The sequence below is a fragment of the Streptomyces sp. BE20 genome (genome assembly GCF_036322525.1).
Taxonomy (GTDB): Bacteria; Actinomycetota; Actinomycetes; order Streptomycetales; family Streptomycetaceae; genus Kitasatospora.
Genome location: NZ_JAQYWW010000977.1, coordinates 13800 through 29955, shown reverse-complemented (window position 1 = coordinate 29955; position 16156 = coordinate 13800). Strand labels below are relative to the sequence as shown.

Sequence of the window (16156 nt, the reverse complement as noted above, 5' to 3'; positions counted from 1 at the left end):
CCCGAACCCGCTTCCGCCGCCCCACCAGGCGCGTTACCGGCGAGTCGTCAGATCCGGACGCGGGTGGTGCAGAGTCGTGACAGACCCGGCCTGTCTGGACCGTCACCCGGACGGGTACGGTACGGCCGTGAGCAACTCGACGCCTCCGGGGTGGTACCCGGTACCGGGTGCGGACGGCACGGCCGGTCATGAGCGCTGGTGGGACGGCAACGCCTGGACCAGCGAGGTGCGGCCCGTCCAGGCGGGCGGCGGTCAGATTGCCGACGCCCCGACACAGGTCTCCTGGCAGAACCCGACGCAGGCCTCCGCGCCCCCCTCCTACGGTTACGGTGCGGCGCAGCAGGGGCAGCCCGGGTACGGCTACCCGACGCAGAACCCGCCTTCCTACGGCTATCCGCAGGCCGCCTACACTCCCCAGCCCCAGTCGAACCGGATGAAGACGGGTACGGCCGTGGCCATCGTGGTCGGGGTGCTGGCCGTGGTCGGTGTGGTGGCCGCCATCGCGCTCAACAGCGGCGGCGGCACCCCGACGGCCGGTCCGACCACCCCGGTGGCGACCGTGACCGTCACGGACACCCCGAGCCCCACGGCCACCCGCACTCCGACCCCGACCCCGACTCCGACCCCGACCCGGGGAACCACGCCCACGACAACCGCGCGCCCGGCGCCGGCGGTCAAGGACACCGTGGCCGACCCTCAGCACGCCATCACGGTGCCGGTCTTCGACGGCTGGGACGCGACGACGGACGGCGCGCACTCGACGGTCTTCCTCGGCAGCGGCCGGTACACCTGCCCCGGCGGGGGATCCTGCATCCGCGGACAGTTCTCGGTCGAGAAGGACACCGTCTCGGGCGCCTCGGCCCGGGCGGCGGCCGAGGCCGCGATGCCCACCTACGCCGCGGCGATCTTCAGCAACATCTCGTCGCACACCGACGCCGGTTCGTCCAGCACGACGGTCGCGGGCATCTCCGGCTACGCGGTGCGCTGGCACATCGTCACGGCGGACGGCAGCAAGGGCTACGTCCTGATGGTGGCGGTGCCGGCCAAGGGCGGGGGCTACGTGGCCTTCGAGGGCGGGGTCGACGACGCCGCGGGCGCGCCCGACCCCACCGTGCTGGACCAGATCCTCAAGGGCATCAAGCAGGACACCGGCGCGGCGGGCGGCTCCACCACCTGACCGCCCGCCGCGGGGCTCAGTCCCCGTACCGCTCCCAGAGCTTGGGGAACCGTTTCGCCATGACGTCGGGGTCGTCGAAGTCCAGGGCGGCCCCGTACGGTCGTGCGGGCTGCCGCTCGCCCACCTCGGGCAGCGGCAGTCCGGTCAGCTGCTCGTACGCCTCGTCGGCGGCGTAGCCGAGGTCCTCGGCCTCGCCGTCCTCCTCCTCGTCGAACTCGGGCAGCAGGTCCGCCAGGTCGTCCGGTTCGTGCAGCCCGCCCTCGAACACGTCCCGGCCCTGGCCGATCAGCCAGCACCGGAAGTAGTCGAAGGTGTCCTCGGAGGCGCCGTCCAGCAACAGGTACGCCGCGCCCCACAGGTCGTGGCGGTAGGCGCGCTGGAACCGGGCCTCGAAGAGTCGCGCGAAATCGATCACGTCGTCCGGGGCCAGCAGGGCGAGCCGTTCCACCAGGCGTTCGGCCTGTTCGTCCGGATCGCCGTCGGAGGCTTCCCGGGTTTCGTCGATGATCTGCCAGAAGTCGGTCTCGTCCATCACCGCTCCAGCATCCCTGTTCCCCCGCACGTGCGCATGCGATGGTCGTGCGAATCACCCTGAACCACGCGAAAATCTCGAATCCGCGGGGAGATCCGTGGCCGCAGGCCGGTCCGCACCCGTCGGTGAGCACCGCCGGCGAGTACCCGTCGGCCCGAACCCTCCGGCGGGCACCCGTCGGTCCGCGCCCCCCTCGGGAGGCACCCGCCGGCGAGCGGCTGCCGGCAGGCAGCACCGGGAGCGGCTCCGGGGAGCGCGGAACCCCGCGCCGTCCGGGGACGACACGGGGTTCCGGTACCGCTGTGTACCTGCGGGGACCCTTACAGGCCGAGCTCGACCTCGAACTCGCCGGCCTCCAGGATCTCCTTGACGGCCACCAGGTAGCGGGCGGCGTCGGCGCCGTCCACCAGGCGGTGGTCGTAGGAGAGCGACAGGTAGGTCATGTCACGGATGCCGATGGCTGTGCCGCCGTCGGCCTCGATGACGACCGGGCGCTTGACGGTGGCGCCGATGCCCAGGATGGCCGCCTGGTTCGGCGGCACGATCACGGTGTCGAACAGCGCACCGCGCGAACCGGTGTTGCTGATGGTGAAGGTGGCGCCGGACAGCTCGTCCGGGGTGATCTTGTTGCCGCGCACCTTGGTGGCCAGCTCCGCGGTCTTCTTGGAGATGCCGGCGATGTTGAGGTCGCCCGCACCCTTGATGACCGGGGTCATCAGACCCTTCTCGGAGTCCACCGCGATACCGATGTTCTCGGTGTCGAAGTAGGTGATGGTGCCCTCGGCGTCGTTGATCCGGGCGTTGACGACCGGGTTGGTCTTCAGCGCCTGGGCGGCGGCCTTGACGAAGAACGGCATCGGGGACAGCTTCACGCCCTCGCGGGCGAGGAAGCCTTCCTTGGCCCTGCCGCGCAGCGACATGATCTTGGTGACGTCGACCTCGACCACGCTGGTCAGCTGGGCCTGCTCGTGCAGGGCCTTCAGCATGTTGTCGCCGATGACCTTGCGCATGCGGGTCATCTTGACCGTCTGGCCGCGCAGCGGGGACGGCGCGGCGGCGGCCTTCGGCGCGGCGGCCGGGGCGGCAGCGGCGACGGGGGCCGGAGCGGCCTTGGCAGCCTCGGCGGCGGCCAGGACGTCCTGCTTGCGGATACGGCCGCCGACACCGGTACCGGTGACGGAGGCCAGCGCGACGCCCTGCTCGGCGGCGAGCTTGCGGACCAGCGGGGTGACGTAGGCGTCACCGGCGTCGGCCACCGGGGCGGCCGGCGCGACCGGGGCAGCCGGAGCGGCGACCGGGGCAGCCGGGGCAGCCGGAGCCGGGGCAGCGACCGGTGCCGGTGCCGGGGCCGGGGCCGCCGGGGCGACCGGGGCCGGAGCGGCGACCGGTGCGGCCGGAGCCGGGGCCGGGGCAGCCGGGGCGACGGGGGCCGGAGCCGGAGCAGCCGGAGCGGCGACCGGAGCCGGGGCAGCACCCGCGGCACCGATCAGCGCGAGCTGGGCGCCGACCTCGGCGGTCTCGTCCTCGCCGACCAGGATCTTCACCAGGGTGCCGGCGATCGGCGACGGGATCTCGGTGTCGACCTTGTCGGTGGAGACCTCGAGCAGCGGCTCGTCGACCTCGACCGTGTCACCCTCGGCCTTCAGCCAGCGGGTGACGGTGCCCTCGGAGACCGACTCGCCCAGTGCGGGCAGCAGCACCGGGGTGGCGTCGCCGGCCGGGGCGGCCGGGGCGGCAGCCGGGGCCGGAGCGGCGGCCGGCGCCTCGGCGACCGGGGCCGGGGCGGCCGGAGCAGCCTCGGCGACCGGAGCGGCCGGAGCCGGAGCGGCCTCGGCGACCGGAGCCGGAGCGGCCTCCGGGGCACCGGAGCCGTCGTCGATGATCGCGAGCTCGGCGCCGACGGCGACGGTCTCGTCCTCGCCGACCTTGATCGAGGCCAGGATGCCCGAGGCCGGGGCCGGGATCTCGGTGTCGACCTTGTCGGTGGAGACCTCGAGCAGCGGCTCGTCGACCTCCACGCGCTCACCCTCGGCCTTCAGCCAACGGGTGACGGTGCCCTCGGAAACGCTCTCGCCCAGCGCGGGCAGTGTTACTGAGACCGCCATGGTTTCAGCGACTCCTATCAAGTCTTGCGTACTGGAAGTTTGGGGGGTGGGGCGCGATCAGTCGTGCGCGTGCAGCGGCTTGCCGGCCAGCGCCAGGTGCGCCTCGCCCAGAGCCTCGGACTGGGTCGGGTGCGCGTGGATGAGCTGCGCGACCTCGGCAGGCAGAGCTTCCCAGTTGTAGATCAGCTGAGCCTCTCCGACCTGCTCGCCCATCCGGGCGCCGACCATGTGGACGCCGACCACGGCGCCGTCCTTGACCTGGACGAGCTTGATCTCGCCGGCGGTCTTCAGGATCTTGCTCTTGCCGTTGCCGGCCAGGTTGTACTTGAGGGTGACGACCTTGTCCTTGCCGTACAGCTCGACGGCCTTGGCCTCGGAGATGCCGACGGAGGCCACCTCGGGGTTGGAGTAGGTCACGCGCGGGACGCCGTCGTAGTCGATCGGCACCGGCTTGAGGCCGGCCAGGCGCTCGGCGACCAGGATGCCCTCGGCGAAGCCGACGTGAGCCAGCTGCAGGGTCGGGGCGAGGTCGCCGACGGCCGAGATGGTCGGCACGTTGGTGCGCATGTACTCGTCGACGAGGACGTAGCCGCGGTCCATCGCGACGCCGTTCTCCTCGTAGCCGATGCCGGCCGAGACCGGGCCGCGGCCGATGGCGACGAGCAGCAGGTCGGCGTCGATCTGCTTGCCGTTCTCGGTGGAGACGCGCACACCGGTCTCGGTGTACTCGACGCCGGAGAAGCGGGCCTTCAGCTCGAACTTGATGCCACGCTTGCGGAAGGCGCGCTCCAGCAGCTTGGAGGAGTTCTCGTCCTCCAGCGGGACCAGGTGCGGCAGGGCCTCGACGATGGTGACCTCGACGCCGAACGACTTCCAGACCGAGGCGAACTCGACGCCGATCACGCCGCCGCCGAGGATGACGGCCGACTTCGGGATGCGGTCGAGCTTGAGCGCGTGGTCCGAGGAGATCACGCGGTTGCCGTCGATCTCCAGGCCCGGGATCGAGCGCGGCACGGAGCCGGTGGCCAGCACGATGTGGCGGCCCTCGACGCGCTGGCCGTTGACGTCCACCGAGGTCTGCGAGGAGAGCTTGCCCTCGCCCTGGATGAAGGTCACCTTGCGGGACGCCACCAGGCCCTGGAGGCCCTTGTACAGGCCGGCGATGACGTCGTCCTTGTACTTGTGGACGCCGTTGATGTCGATGCCCTGGAAGGTGGCCAGCACACCGAACTCGGCGGCCTCCTTCGTCTCGTCGGCGATCTCGGCCGCGTGCAGCAGCGCCTTGGTCGGGATGCAGCCGCGGTGCAGGCAGGTGCCGCCGAGCTCACCCTTCTCGATCAGGGCGACGCTCAGGCCCAGCTGGGCGGCGCGGAGCGCCGCGGCGTAACCGCCGCTTCCGCCTCCGAGAATGACTACGTCGAAAACGGTGCTGGCGTCGTTCGCCACGTCACGTCCTCCATGCAATGGGGTGTGGATCGCCGGGCCGGTCACGGTCCGGTAGTTCGGAAGCCTTTGTGGGGCGCCCAGTCGTGCCGGAAATACATCTTCGCACTTGTTCGCGGCGGCTGATGTCCGGGTCCGCCCCAGGGGTGTCCCGAGGGGCGGTCGCAGGGGTGGGGGCACCCCGGACGGAGGGGCATCGTCGCAGCTCAGGGCGGTGTTGACAGCGGGCCCGACGGAGTCGTCCGGGCCTGCGGAGCGCCCGGTTCCGCAGTGCGGAACAAAGTTTCGCCCGCAGCGAACAGGGGTGCGGACTCCCCGCCGTGTCCCCTACCGGCCGGTAACCGACTCGGGCGCGAGGCTCAGTCGGACGATGACCGCCGGGCGATGACCGCCGGCGCGAGGGCTGCCGGGTGGGGGGAAAGCCGGACGGGGTCCGGCGCGCTCGCGCCGGACCCCGCCCCGCCTTCGTCCCGCGCCCGCGGGCGCCGGTGTCGGTCAGGCCTTGCCGCCCGCCGCCTTCTGCTCGGCGAAGCGGACCAGGGTGCGGACCGCGGTCGCGGTGCCGCCCTTGGGGGTGTAGCCGAACGGCGCGCCCTCGTGGAACGCCGGACCGGCGATGTCCAGGTGCGCCCAGTCGATGCCCTCGGCCACGAACTCCTTCAGGAAGAGCCCGGCCACCAGGCCGCCGCCCATCCGCTCGCCCATGTTGGCCAGGTCGGCGATGGTCGACTCGGTCATGCCCTTGCGCAGCTCGGGCGGCAGCGGCATCGGCCAGGACTGCTCGCCCACCTCGCCCGAGGCGGTGTGCAGGGTCGAGCGCAGCTCGTCGTTGTTGGCCATCACGCCGAAGGTGCGGCTGCCCAGCGCCAGCATCATCGCGCCGGTCAGCGTCGCCACGTCGACGATGACGTCCGGCTTCTCCTCACCGGCCCGGACGATCGCGTCGGCCAGCACCAGGCGGCCCTCGGCGTCGGTGTTCAGGACCTCGACGGTCTTGCCGCCGTACATCCGCAGCACGTCACCCGGGCGGGTCGCCGAGCCGGACGGCATGTTCTCGGCGAGCGCCAGCCAGCCGGTGATGTTGACGGCCAGGCCGAGGCGCTTGGCGGAGACCACGGCGGCGAACACCGCGGCGGCACCGGCCATGTCGCACTTCATGGTCTCGTTGTGACCGGCCGGCTTCAGCGAGATGCCGCCCGAGTCGTAGGTGATGCCCTTGCCGACGAACGCCAGGCTCGCCTTGGCCTTCGGGTGGGTGTACGCCACCTTCACCAGCCGCGGCGGGTTGGTCGAGCCGTTGCCGACGCCCAGCAGGCCGCCGAAGCCGCCCTTGAGCAGCGCCTTCTCGTCCAGGACCTCGACCTTGAGGCCGTGCTCCTTGCCGGCCGCCTGGGCGATCGCGGCGAAGCCCTTCGGGTTCAGGTCGTTCGGCGCGGTGTTGACCAGGTCACGGGCGCGGTTCATCTCCTCGCCGACGACGAGGGCGCGCTCGACGGCCGCCTTGGCGTCCTTGCTGCCCTTGCGGGTCGAGAGCAGGATCAGCTCGCCGACCGGCTCCTTGCCGCCGCCGCTCTTGTAGGTACCGAACGCGTAGGCGCCGAGCAGGCCGCCCAGCGCGACCGCCTCGGTCTCCTCGGCCGACTCGGCCGGAAGGGCCAGCGCGGCCTTCTTGCTGCCGGCGAGGGCCCGTGCGGCGACACCGGCGGCGCGGCGCAGGGCCTCCAGCTCGTAGGAGCCCTCGGCGGCGTCACCGAGGCCGACCGCGAGCACGAGTGCGGCCTTCAGACCGGCGGGGGAAGGCACCTTGACGGCCTCGCCCTCGGCGCCGGTCGCGCCCAGCGTGCTGAGGATCTCGGCCAGCTTGCCCTCGAACGCCTCGCTCACGGCCTCGGCGCCGGGGGCCAGCACAATGCCCTTGGGGCCCTTCGCGACGCCGATCACCAGGGCGTCCGCACGCAGCGAGGCGGCGGAGGAGGTGCTCACAGACAATGCAGTCACGTAATGCGTCCTGTTCTTTCGCGGTCCACGGCCGGTCGCGGCGCGGGTGCCGCACCGGCGCAGCCCGGAACCGCCGGCCGGGCCGTCCGGCCGGCGCCCGCCGGACCCGGGGCCCCTGGCTGTGTGCCCCCGCCGGCTCCGCGGCGGACGCATACACCAGAGGCCCCGGCGCCCCAACGCGCGTCGGCCGGGCAGGACCTGCGACGGTGCAGGGCTGCGATGCTCCCCGCATGGTAGTCCGCATGCCGAGATCACGCGCCGCCCGGTGTACCGCCTCCGGGTGCCGGGGTTCCGGCCCCGTCCTCAGCCCGCCAGGGCGAGGACCAGCAGCGCACCGGTCGCGGCGGTCTCCGCCATCGCGCCGAGCACGTCGCCCGTGATCCCGCCGAAGCGTCGTACGCAGCGTCGCAGCAGGATCCAGGCGCAGCCCGCACCCGCGACAACGGCCAGCGGCAGTCGCAGGGATGACCATCCGTCAACGGCCCCGGCGGTCGCGGTCAGGAGCGCCGCCGCGGCGGTCGACAGCGTCGCCGCAGCCGGGGTCACCGTGCTCGCCACCATCGCACCGAGCCCGCCCGGGCGGGCGGCCGGCACCGACCGCAGGCATCCCCAGGTGAGCGCGCACCGCGCGGCCACCGCCGCCGCGAGCACCGCCAGCGCGCCGCGCAGGGGGGAGACCGCGAACTGCCCGGCGAGTGCGGCGACCTGCGCCAGCAGGACCAGCACCAGGGTGAGGACGCCGAACGGCCCGATGTCCGACTGCTTCATGATGCGCAGTGCGTCCTCGGCCGGTCGGCCGCTGCCCAGGCCGTCGGCGACGTCGGCGAGCCCGTCCAGGTGCAGTCCGCGGGTCAGTGCCGCCAGTACCCCGACGGCCGCGACCGCGCCGAGCGGGCCGCCCGCGCGCCAGGCCACCAGCGCCCCGGCGCCCGCGGCCGTCGTGCCGAGGACGAGTCCGACCAGGGGGGCGGCGAGCATCGCCCGGCCGCCCGCGGCCCGGTCCCAGCGCTCGACCCGGACCCGCAGGACCGACAGCGTCCCGAAGGCGAACCGCAGGCCGTCCACCCACCCGGCCCGCCCGTCCGGTTCCCGCTCGCCCGGCCCCTGTGCGCCCGGTCCCGGTGCGTCCGGTCCCCGCTCGTCCGTCATCGTCCGCGCCTCCACCGTGACCAGCCTCCCGCATTCCCCGGCGGTCCGCCCCCGCGCACGGCGAAGGCCCCCGGTCCGCCGGACCGTCGTCGTGGACGGCCGGCGGGCCGAGGGCCCGGGGTGTGTCTGACCGACTCCCGGCCGTCCTACAGCCGACCGAGCAGCTCCGCCGCCGACGGCAGCTTCGCCGGCTCCTTCGGTGCCGCCTGCACGAACGGCGCCGGCACCTTCTCCGCGAGCGTGTCCGACGCGGCCTGCAGCAACGGGAGCGCCATCAGCGCACCCACGCCCTCGCCCATGGTGATGCCCTGCTCCTGCAGCGGCGTCAGCGTCAGCCGGTCGTACGCCTTCGCCTGCGCCGGCTCGCCGCTGGACTGCCCGGCCCGCCACCACTCGGGCGCCCGGAACGCGATCCGCTGCGCGACCAGGGCGCACGCCGACGAGACCACGCCGTCCAGCACCACCGGCAGCTTCCGTACCGCGGCCTGCAGCAGGAACCCGGTGATCGCCGCGAAGTCCGCACCGCCGGTCGCACCGAGCAGTGCCAGCTGGTCGCCCAGCACCGGCCGGGCCCGCCGCAGCGAGTCCCGGACGGTCGCGCACTTGACCATCCACACCTTGTCGTCGACGCCCGAGCCGCGGCCGGTGACCGCCGCCGCGTCCGTCCCGCAGAGCGCGCCGACCAGCACCGCGGCGACGGTGGTCGCGCCGACCCCGAGGTCGCCCAGCACCACCAGGTCGGTCCCGGCGTCGGCCTCCTCGTCGGCCACGGCGATCCCGGCCCGGAACGCCTTGACGGTCTCCTCCGGGCTGAGCGCGTCCTCGACGTCGATCCGCCCGGAACCGCGCCGCACCCGGTGGGCGGTCACGTCGTCGGGGAAGTCGGTGGGGTCCGCGTCGACCGCGACGTCGACCACCCGTACCTCGGCACCGAACCGCCGGGCGAGCAGGGCGACGGGCGCGGTGCCGTCGAGGACGGCCCGGACGCGCGCAGCCGTACCGCCCTGGGCCGGCAGCCGGGAGACGCCGAGGGCCGCCACCCCGTGGTCGGCGGCGAACAGCACCACCTTGGGAGCCGAGAGCGGCCGCACGGGGGAGCGCCCCTGCACGGACGACAGCCAGGCGCCCAGCTCCTCCAGCTTGCCGAGGCCGTTGCGCGGCCGGTCCAGCTCCTGCCAGCGCTCCTCGGCGGCGCGCCGGGCACTCTCGTCGGGGCGTTCGACGAGCGAGGAGAACGTATCGAGATCCACGGTCGTGTCCATCGTCCGGAAGGCTACACGCCGCAGGTGTTCAGCCGACGGGCGGCTTGACGGTGAGCACCTGCCCGGCCACCACCAGGAGCACGCGCTCGGACGCGTCGGCGACCGCCATGTTGAGCCGGCCCAGGGTGTCGCGGAACCGGCGCCCGGCGGCGGTGGCCGGGACGACCCCCATGCCGACCTCGTTGCTGACCGCCACCACCGGCCGACCGGTCGCGGCCCACGCCGCGGCCAGCGCGTCGCAGCGGGCCTGCACCGCCGCCTCGCCCCCGTCGGCCCAGACCCGGTCGTCCCAGGCGCCGCACTCGTCCATGACGGAGGTGAGCCAGAGCGCCAGGCAGTCGATCAGCACCGGCGCCGGGTCGGCGGCGTCCGCCAGCACCGCCTCCAGCGCGCAGGTCTCGGCGGTGCGCCAGCTCGCCGGCCGCCGGTCCCGGTGCAGCGCCACCCGCTGGGCCCACTCGGCGTCCCCGTCCCGGGTGCCGCCGGTGGCCACGTACAGCACGTCCCCGTACGGGGCGAGCAGCTGCTCGGCCCTGGTCGACTTGCCGGACCGGGCGCCGCCGAGGAGGAGCGTGCGGGGCAGCGGGGCGTCATCAGTCATGCGCCCCATCCTCTCCCACCGCGCATACCGAAGATCCTGGTGGGCAACCTGAGGACTTAGGCTGCGCAGCACAAGCGCGTCATCAGCGATCGGCAGTGATCGCCAGTGGGAGGAGCCGGGCATGGTCTGGACGTGGCGGTACGAGAAGACGGACGGCACCGCGGTGGCCCCGGGCGACGGCCAGGTGGAGGAGTTCGCCGGCCAGGGGGACGCCGAGACCTGGATCGGGGAGGCCTGGAAGCAGCTGGCCGAGGACGGCGTGGACACCGCCGTGCTGCTGGACGACGGCCGTGAGATCTACTCGATGAGCCTGCACGAGGGGTGAGGCCCGGGGGTGACGGCTCCGGGAGCTACTTCATCCCGATGACGTGGAGCAACGCGGCGACCTGCCGGTAGGGGTCGGTCCGGCCGGCGAGCTCCTCGGCCTCCAGCAGCTGGGCGAGCTGCCGGCCGTCGACCGGCGGCGCCGCGTCGTCGGGCGCGTTGTCGGTGAAGACCCGGACGCCGTACCAGTGCCGCAGCGGTACGGACACCTCGGAGAGGGTCACCGCGAGGTCGGTGATCCGGTCGGCGCGGGCCGCCAGCCCGAGCCGGTTGTAGTACCGGTCGCTCTCGAAAGCGTGCAGGGCGGCCCGCCAGTCGCCGGCGGCGGCGGGCCGCAGGGCCAGCGCGTCGCGGTTGCGGACCAGCAGCGAGAGCAGCCCGCCGGGCGCGAGCAGCCGGGCGAGCGAGGCGATCATCGGATCGGGGTCCGGGAGGTACGTCAGGACGCCGTGGCAGAGCACGACGTCGAAGCTGCGGGCGCCGAACCAGCGTCCGCACTGGTGGCCGTCGCCGATGAGCAGCTGGATCCGGTCGCGGACCTCGTCCGGTTGCTCGGCCAGGGCCCCCTGGGCGACGCCGAGCGCGTCCGGGTCGGAGTCGATGCCGGTGACGTAGTGGCCGGCCCGGGCCAGCCGCAGTGCCTGGGTGCCTTGACCGCAGCCGATGTCGAGGACGCGCTGGGCGCTGCGCCCGGCGAGCTGCTCGGCGAGCTGCCGGGCGACCATCTCCTGCCGGACGAGGTTGCGCAGGGTGCCGAGGCGCTCCAGCCAGTGGCCGGTGCCGCCGGCGAAGGAGCCGCTGCGCGAGGGCAGCCGGCGCTCGTGGCCGGCCCGCTCCTGGGCGAACCGGTCGTGGCCGCCGTCGCCCTGCCCCGGGAGCGCGTAGAGGCCGGGCCCGTCCCAGACGGGAGGGGCCCAGCCGGAGTCCACCGGTTCGGCGGTCAGGGCTTCTCTCCGCGCCGCACCTGCGGCTTGGGCAGCCGCAGCCGGCGCATCTGCAGGATGCGCATCAGGCCGTAGGCGACCGCGCCGCGGGTGTTCTGCCCGGCGAACCGCTCGGCCAGCTGCTTGCGCAGACCGAAGCCGAGCCGGACGAAGTCCAGGATCACCAGGACGAAGAAGAGCAGGAACAGCACCGTGGAGAGCAGCTGGAGGGCCTGCACCTTGACGATGCTGAGGACCAGGATGAGGACCGCGGCGGGGAGGAAGAACTCGGCGAGCGACCAGCGGGCGTCGACGTAGTCCCGGGTGAACTTGCGCACCGGGCCCTTGTCGCGGGCCGGCAGGTGGCGCTCGTCGCCCTCCAGCAGCGCGGTGCGCTGCTTCTCGCGCTCGGCGCGCATCCGCTCGCGGGCCTGTCGGGAGGCCTCCTTGCGGTCCTTGGGCACGGTCACGCGGGTACGCCGGTGGGCTTCGGCCTCACTGCGCTTGGGCGTGGGCCGGCCCTTCTTCGCCTGCGGATCGCGGGGCTGGGTCGTCTCGTCCTGCTTCTCCAGCACGGCGGCGGAGGCAGCGGCATCATCTGAACGGCGTCGGAACACACCACCAGCGTACGGGGTGCGGGGTGGCTTCTTCCGATGTCCCCGGACCCAAACGCATATCGATCGGGTCGGATACCCCGCCGGTACGGGTTTCCCGGGGGTTTCCCGTAGGGGATCACTCCGCCGACCGGAGCGTGGGACTAGGACGGTATCCACCCCGCGGAGGAGGCCGTACGGGGGTCGGCTGTAGCAGGCTTGTTGCAGGCAGGTGCACTGCGGCGACGGGCTCGCTGCACATACACTCGTCGTGTCTGGTAACGAGATAGAGACCGCAGGCCGGAGAAGGGGGCACCCGAGGCCCATGAGCGACGGAATCATGAAGCGTATGGGGCTGATCTTCCGCTCCAAGGCGAACAAGGCCTTGGACCGCGCGGAAGACCCGCGAGAGACGCTCGACTATTCGTACCAGAAGCAGCTTGAGCTGCTGCAGAAGGTGCGACGGGGCGTCGCGGACGTGGCCACCTCGCGCAAGCGTCTGGAGCTCCAGCTGACCCAGCTGCAGCAGCAGTCGGCGAAGTACGAGGACCAGGGCCGCAAGGCGCTCTCGCTCGGCCGGGAGGACCTCGCCCGCGAGGCGCTGACCCGCAAGTCGAACATGCAGTCCCAGATCAACGACCTGCAGACGCAGTACCAGCAGCTGCAGGCCGAGGAGGAGAAGCTCACGCTCGCCTCCCAGCGGCTGCAGGCCAAGGTGGACGCCTTCCGCACCAAGAAGGAGACCATCAAGGCCACCTACACCGCGGCCCAGGCACAGACCCGGATCGCCGAGTCCTTCTCCGGTATCTCGGAGGAGATGGGCGACGTGGGCCTGGCCATCCAGCGGGCCGAGGACAAGACCGCCCAGATGCAGGCCCGGGCCGGTGCGATCGACGAGCTGCTGGCCTCCGGCGCGCTCGACGACGCCAGCGGTCTCGGCCGCAAGGACGACATCGAGGCCGAGCTGGAGCGCGTGGCCGGCGGTTCCGACGTCGAGCTGGAGCTGGCCCGGATGAAGGCCGAGCTGACCGGTGGCTCCCCGGCCTCCGGCCCGCAGGCCATCGAGCAGGGCCGTCCGCAGGACGCGGCCCCCCAGCAGGACTCCCCGCGCATCAACTACAACAAGTGATCTGAGCTCCACCCCGGAACACCTTCGGGAACATTCCCCAGGAACAGGGAGACGCACGGCATGATCATGAGGGTCATGGGTGAGGGGCAGTTCCAGGTGGGCGAGACCCATCTGAACCGGCTCAACGAGCTCGACGACGAGCTCCTCACCGCACTGGAGTCGGGGGACGAGGAACACTTCCGCCGGGCGCTCGGTGAGCTGCTCGGCGCGGTGAAACAGTTCGGCACCCCACTGCCGGACGACTCCCTGGAGCCGTCCGACCTGATCCTCCCGGATGCCGATGCGACGATCGACGAGGTCCGGCAGTTGCTGCGGGACGAAGGTGACGGCCTGATCCCGGGAGTTTCCGGATAGCCGCCGTCTCCGCGCCAGACACCAGGGCGGGCCCCCTCCACCAGGGAGGGGGCCCGCCCGTCTGCGGTCCCGCACCGGCCGGCCGCGACCGCGACCGGTGACGCCGGGCCCGCTACGGCAGGGCCAGCATCCGGTCCAGCGCCGCCTTGGCGTACTTCTCGGTCTCCGGGTCGACCCGGATCACGTTCGGCACCCGGCCCTCGACCAGCGACTCCAGCGCCCAGACCAGGTGCGGCAGGTCGATCCGGTTCATGGTGGAGCAGAAGCAGACCGCCCGGTCGAGGAAGACGATCTCCTTGTCCGGGTGCGCCTTGGCGAGCCGGCGGACCAGGTTCAGCTCGGTGCCGATGGCCCACTTGGTGCCGGGCTCGGCGGCGTCCAGCGCCTTGATGATGTACTCGGTCGAGCCCACCATGTCGGCCGCCGCGACGACCTCGTGCTTGCACTCCGGGTGCACCAGGACGGTGACGCCGGGGATCCGGGTGCGGACGTCGTTCACCGAGTCCAGGCTGAACCGGCCGTGCACCGAGCAGTGGCCGCGCCAGAGGATCATCTTCGCGTCGCGCAGCTGCTCGGCGGTGAGGCCGCCGTTCGGCCGGTGCGGATTGTAGACGACGCAGTCGTCCAGCGAGAAGCCCATGTCCCGCACCGCGGTGTTCCGGCCGAGGTGCTGGTCGGGCAGGAAGAGCACCTTCTGGCCCTGCTCGAAGGCCCACTCCAGGGCCCGCTTCGCGTTGGAGGAGGTGCAGATGGTGCCGCCGTGCCGGCCGGTGAAGGCCTTGATGTCGGCGGAGGAGTTCATGTACGAGACCGGGACGGTGACGTCGGCTATACCGGCGTCGGTCAGCGCGTCCCAGCACTCGGCGACCTGCTCGGCGGTGGCCATGTCGGCCATCGAGCAGCCGGCCGCGAGGTCCGGCAGCACGACCTGCTGGGCGTCGCCGGTGAGGATGTCGGCCGACTCGGCCATGAAGTGCACGCCGCAGAAGACGATGTACTCGGCCTCCGGGCGGGCCGCCGCGTCGCGGGCGAGCTTGAAGGAGTCGCCGGTGACGTCGGCGAACTCGATCACCTCGTCGCGCTGGTAGTGGTGGCCCAGGATGAAGACGCGGTCGCCGAGCGCGGCCTTGGCCGCGCGGGCGCGCTGGACGAGGTTCGGGTCGGAGGCCGGTGGGAGGTCGCCGGGGCACTCGACGCCGCGCTCGCTGTTCGGGTCGGCCTCGCGGCCGAGCAGCAGCAGAGCGAGCGGCGTCGGAGTGGGGTCGACGCCGTAGGTCTCGGTGATGGTGGTGGTCACGGGCGAGTGCCCTTCTGTGCGGCCGATCGGGCGTGCAGCCTTTTCGTCTATCTGACGCAATCTATGATAACCGGTTAGCGTCAGAGTGACGATGGCCGTCCTGTCGATGTGACGAGAACCGCTTGCCGGTTCGGAGCGCCGCGGGGGGTGCGCGGTGCGGCCGGAGGGAAGTTGCGACCCGGTCCGGCGTGGCCGAGCCGGGATCCGGCCGGACCGCGTTTGGCTGGGTGCATGAAGGCAATCGCGATCCGCCGCTACGGCGGCCCCGAGGTGGTGGAGTACACCGACCTCCCGGACCCGAAGGTCGGCCCGGACTCGGTACTGGTGCAGGTCAGGGCGGCCGGGGTCAACCCGGTGGACTGGAAGGTGCGGGACGGCAGGCTGGACGGTCTGCTCGACGCGCACTTCCCGCTGGTGATGGGCTGGGACGCGGCCGGGGTGGTGCGCGCGGTCGGCGGCGGGGTCACCGAGTTCGCTCCCGGCGACGAGGTCTACGGCTACGTCCGCAAGGACGCGGTCGAGCACGGGACCTACGCGGAACTCGTCGCCGCGCCCGTCCGCACCCTGGCCCGCAAGCCGGCCGCGCTGGACTGGGCGCAGGCCGGCGGACTGCCACTGGCCGGGCTCACCGCCCTCCAGGCCCTGCGGGCGGTCGGCGTGAGCGCGGGTGACACCGTGCTGGTGCACGCCGCCGCGGGCGGGGTCGGCCACCTCGCCGTCCAGCTCGCCCGGGCCGCCGGCGCCCGGGTGATCGGCACCGCGGGCGAGCGCAACCACGCCTACCTGCGCGGTCTCGGCGCCGAGCCGGTGGCCCACGGCGAGGGCCTGGCGGACCGGGTCCGCGCGCTGGCGCCGGAGGGCGTGGACGCCGCGCTGGACCTGGTAGGCGGCGACGCCGTCGAGGTCTCGGCCGGTCTCGTCGCGGATCCGGCGCGGATCGCCTCGGTCGCCGACTTCGGCGTGAAGGCGCGCGGGGGTCACTACGTCTGGGTCCGTCCGGACGCCGCCGGGCTGGCCGAGCTGGCCGAGCTCGCCGACGAGGGGCGGCTGACCGTGACCGTGGCGTCCACGTTCCCGCTGGCCCAGGCCGCCTCGGCCCAGGCGCTCAGCGCGGAGGGCCGGACCCGGGGCAAGATCGTGCTGCTGGTGGACTGAGGCGCCGGGGCCGGTCGACCGAAGCCCGTCATCTGCGAGCGGTGGACTCGGTCCTGTCATCCGCCAGAATGGTGCAGAACCGTTTCGGCGGGCCGTTGTCGCCCCGCCCCCGTC

Annotated in this window: 15 protein-coding genes; 5 read left to right on the top strand and 10 right to left on the bottom strand. The window is 73.0% G+C overall.

What is annotated here, in order from left to right; translation table 11 throughout:
• Positions 1-127: 127 nt before the first annotated feature.
• On the top strand, positions 128-1177 hold the full coding sequence (locus tag PUR61_RS25365; RefSeq protein ID WP_329881699.1) for a DUF2510 domain-containing protein: 1050 nt from the start codon (positions 128-130) through the stop codon (positions 1175-1177).
• 16 nt (positions 1178-1193) lie between these two features.
• Here the strand turns inward: PUR61_RS25365 and PUR61_RS25360 are convergent, their stop codons facing one another.
• The 7 genes from PUR61_RS25360 to cobU all read right to left on the bottom strand — a co-directional run bounded on the left by PUR61_RS25360 (position 1194) and on the right by cobU (position 10267).
• Positions 1194-1709 carry a DUF4240 domain-containing protein gene (locus tag PUR61_RS25360; protein WP_329881698.1) on the bottom strand — a complete coding sequence of 172 codons (516 nt, stop codon included), beginning with the start codon at positions 1707-1709 and terminating at the stop codon, positions 1194-1196.
• A 320-nt stretch (positions 1710-2029) separates the two neighbouring features.
• A complete protein-coding gene (sucB, locus tag PUR61_RS25355; RefSeq protein ID WP_329881697.1) occupies positions 2030-3814 on the bottom strand; it encodes a 2-oxoglutarate dehydrogenase, E2 component, dihydrolipoamide succinyltransferase in 1785 nt (594 codons plus the stop codon).
• Positions 3815-3871: 57 nt separating this feature from the next.
• The gene (lpdA, locus tag PUR61_RS25350; RefSeq protein ID WP_329881696.1) at positions 3872-5278 is read right to left on the bottom strand and encodes a dihydrolipoyl dehydrogenase; all 1407 of its coding nucleotides are present in this window, start codon (positions 5276-5278) and stop codon (positions 3872-3874) included.
• Positions 5279-5752: 474 nt separating this feature from the next.
• Positions 5753-7255: a leucyl aminopeptidase gene (locus PUR61_RS25345; RefSeq protein WP_329881695.1), complete on the bottom strand. Its 1503-nt coding sequence runs from the start codon at positions 7253-7255 to the stop codon at positions 5753-5755.
• A 303-nt stretch (positions 7256-7558) separates the two neighbouring features.
• Positions 7559-8404: an adenosylcobinamide-GDP ribazoletransferase gene (locus tag PUR61_RS25340; protein ID WP_329881694.1), complete on the bottom strand. Its 846-nt coding sequence runs from the start codon at positions 8402-8404 to the stop codon at positions 7559-7561.
• A gap of 146 nt (positions 8405-8550) precedes the next feature.
• Positions 8551-9666: a nicotinate-nucleotide--dimethylbenzimidazole phosphoribosyltransferase gene (locus PUR61_RS25335; protein ID WP_329881693.1), complete on the bottom strand. Its 1116-nt coding sequence runs from the start codon at positions 9664-9666 to the stop codon at positions 8551-8553.
• A 28-nt stretch (positions 9667-9694) separates the two neighbouring features.
• Complete coding sequence (gene cobU / locus PUR61_RS25330) at positions 9695-10267, bottom strand: bifunctional adenosylcobinamide kinase/adenosylcobinamide-phosphate guanylyltransferase (protein ID WP_329881692.1); 573 nt, start codon at positions 10265-10267, stop codon at positions 9695-9697.
• Between the two features lie 121 nt (positions 10268-10388).
• Between cobU and PUR61_RS25325 the strand changes: the two genes are divergently transcribed.
• Positions 10389-10592, top strand: coding sequence for a hypothetical protein (locus tag PUR61_RS25325; protein ID WP_329881691.1), 204 nt, complete (start codon positions 10389-10391; stop codon positions 10590-10592).
• 25 nt (positions 10593-10617) lie between these two features.
• On the opposite strand, the gene PUR61_RS25320 is transcribed toward PUR61_RS25325, so the two are convergent.
• Complete coding sequence (locus tag PUR61_RS25320; RefSeq protein WP_329881732.1) at positions 10618-11316, bottom strand: class I SAM-dependent methyltransferase; 699 nt, start codon at positions 11314-11316, stop codon at positions 10618-10620.
• Positions 11317-11531: 215 nt separating this feature from the next.
• Positions 11532-12131: a DUF3043 domain-containing protein gene (locus PUR61_RS25315; protein ID WP_329881690.1), complete on the bottom strand. Its 600-nt coding sequence runs from the start codon at positions 12129-12131 to the stop codon at positions 11532-11534.
• 301 nt (positions 12132-12432) lie between these two features.
• Between PUR61_RS25315 and PUR61_RS25310 the strand changes: the two genes are divergently transcribed.
• Both PUR61_RS25310 and pspAA read left to right on the top strand, forming a co-directional pair.
• A complete protein-coding gene (locus PUR61_RS25310) occupies positions 12433-13236 on the top strand; it encodes a PspA/IM30 family protein (RefSeq protein WP_329881689.1) in 804 nt (267 codons plus the stop codon).
• Between the two features lie 60 nt (positions 13237-13296).
• Complete coding sequence (gene pspAA, locus PUR61_RS25305) at positions 13297-13590, top strand: PspA-associated protein PspAA (protein WP_329881688.1); 294 nt, start codon at positions 13297-13299, stop codon at positions 13588-13590.
• Positions 13591-13702: 112 nt separating this feature from the next.
• On the opposite strand, the gene nadA is transcribed toward pspAA, so the two are convergent.
• Positions 13703-14887: a quinolinate synthase NadA gene (gene nadA, locus PUR61_RS25300; protein ID WP_329881687.1), complete on the bottom strand. Its 1185-nt coding sequence runs from the start codon at positions 14885-14887 to the stop codon at positions 13703-13705.
• A gap of 231 nt (positions 14888-15118) precedes the next feature.
• Here nadA and PUR61_RS25295 point away from each other — a divergent pair, with 231 nt between their 5' ends.
• Complete coding sequence (locus tag PUR61_RS25295; RefSeq protein ID WP_329881686.1) at positions 15119-16042, top strand: NADP-dependent oxidoreductase; 924 nt, start codon at positions 15119-15121, stop codon at positions 16040-16042.
• The last annotated feature ends 114 nt before the right edge of the window (positions 16043-16156 follow it).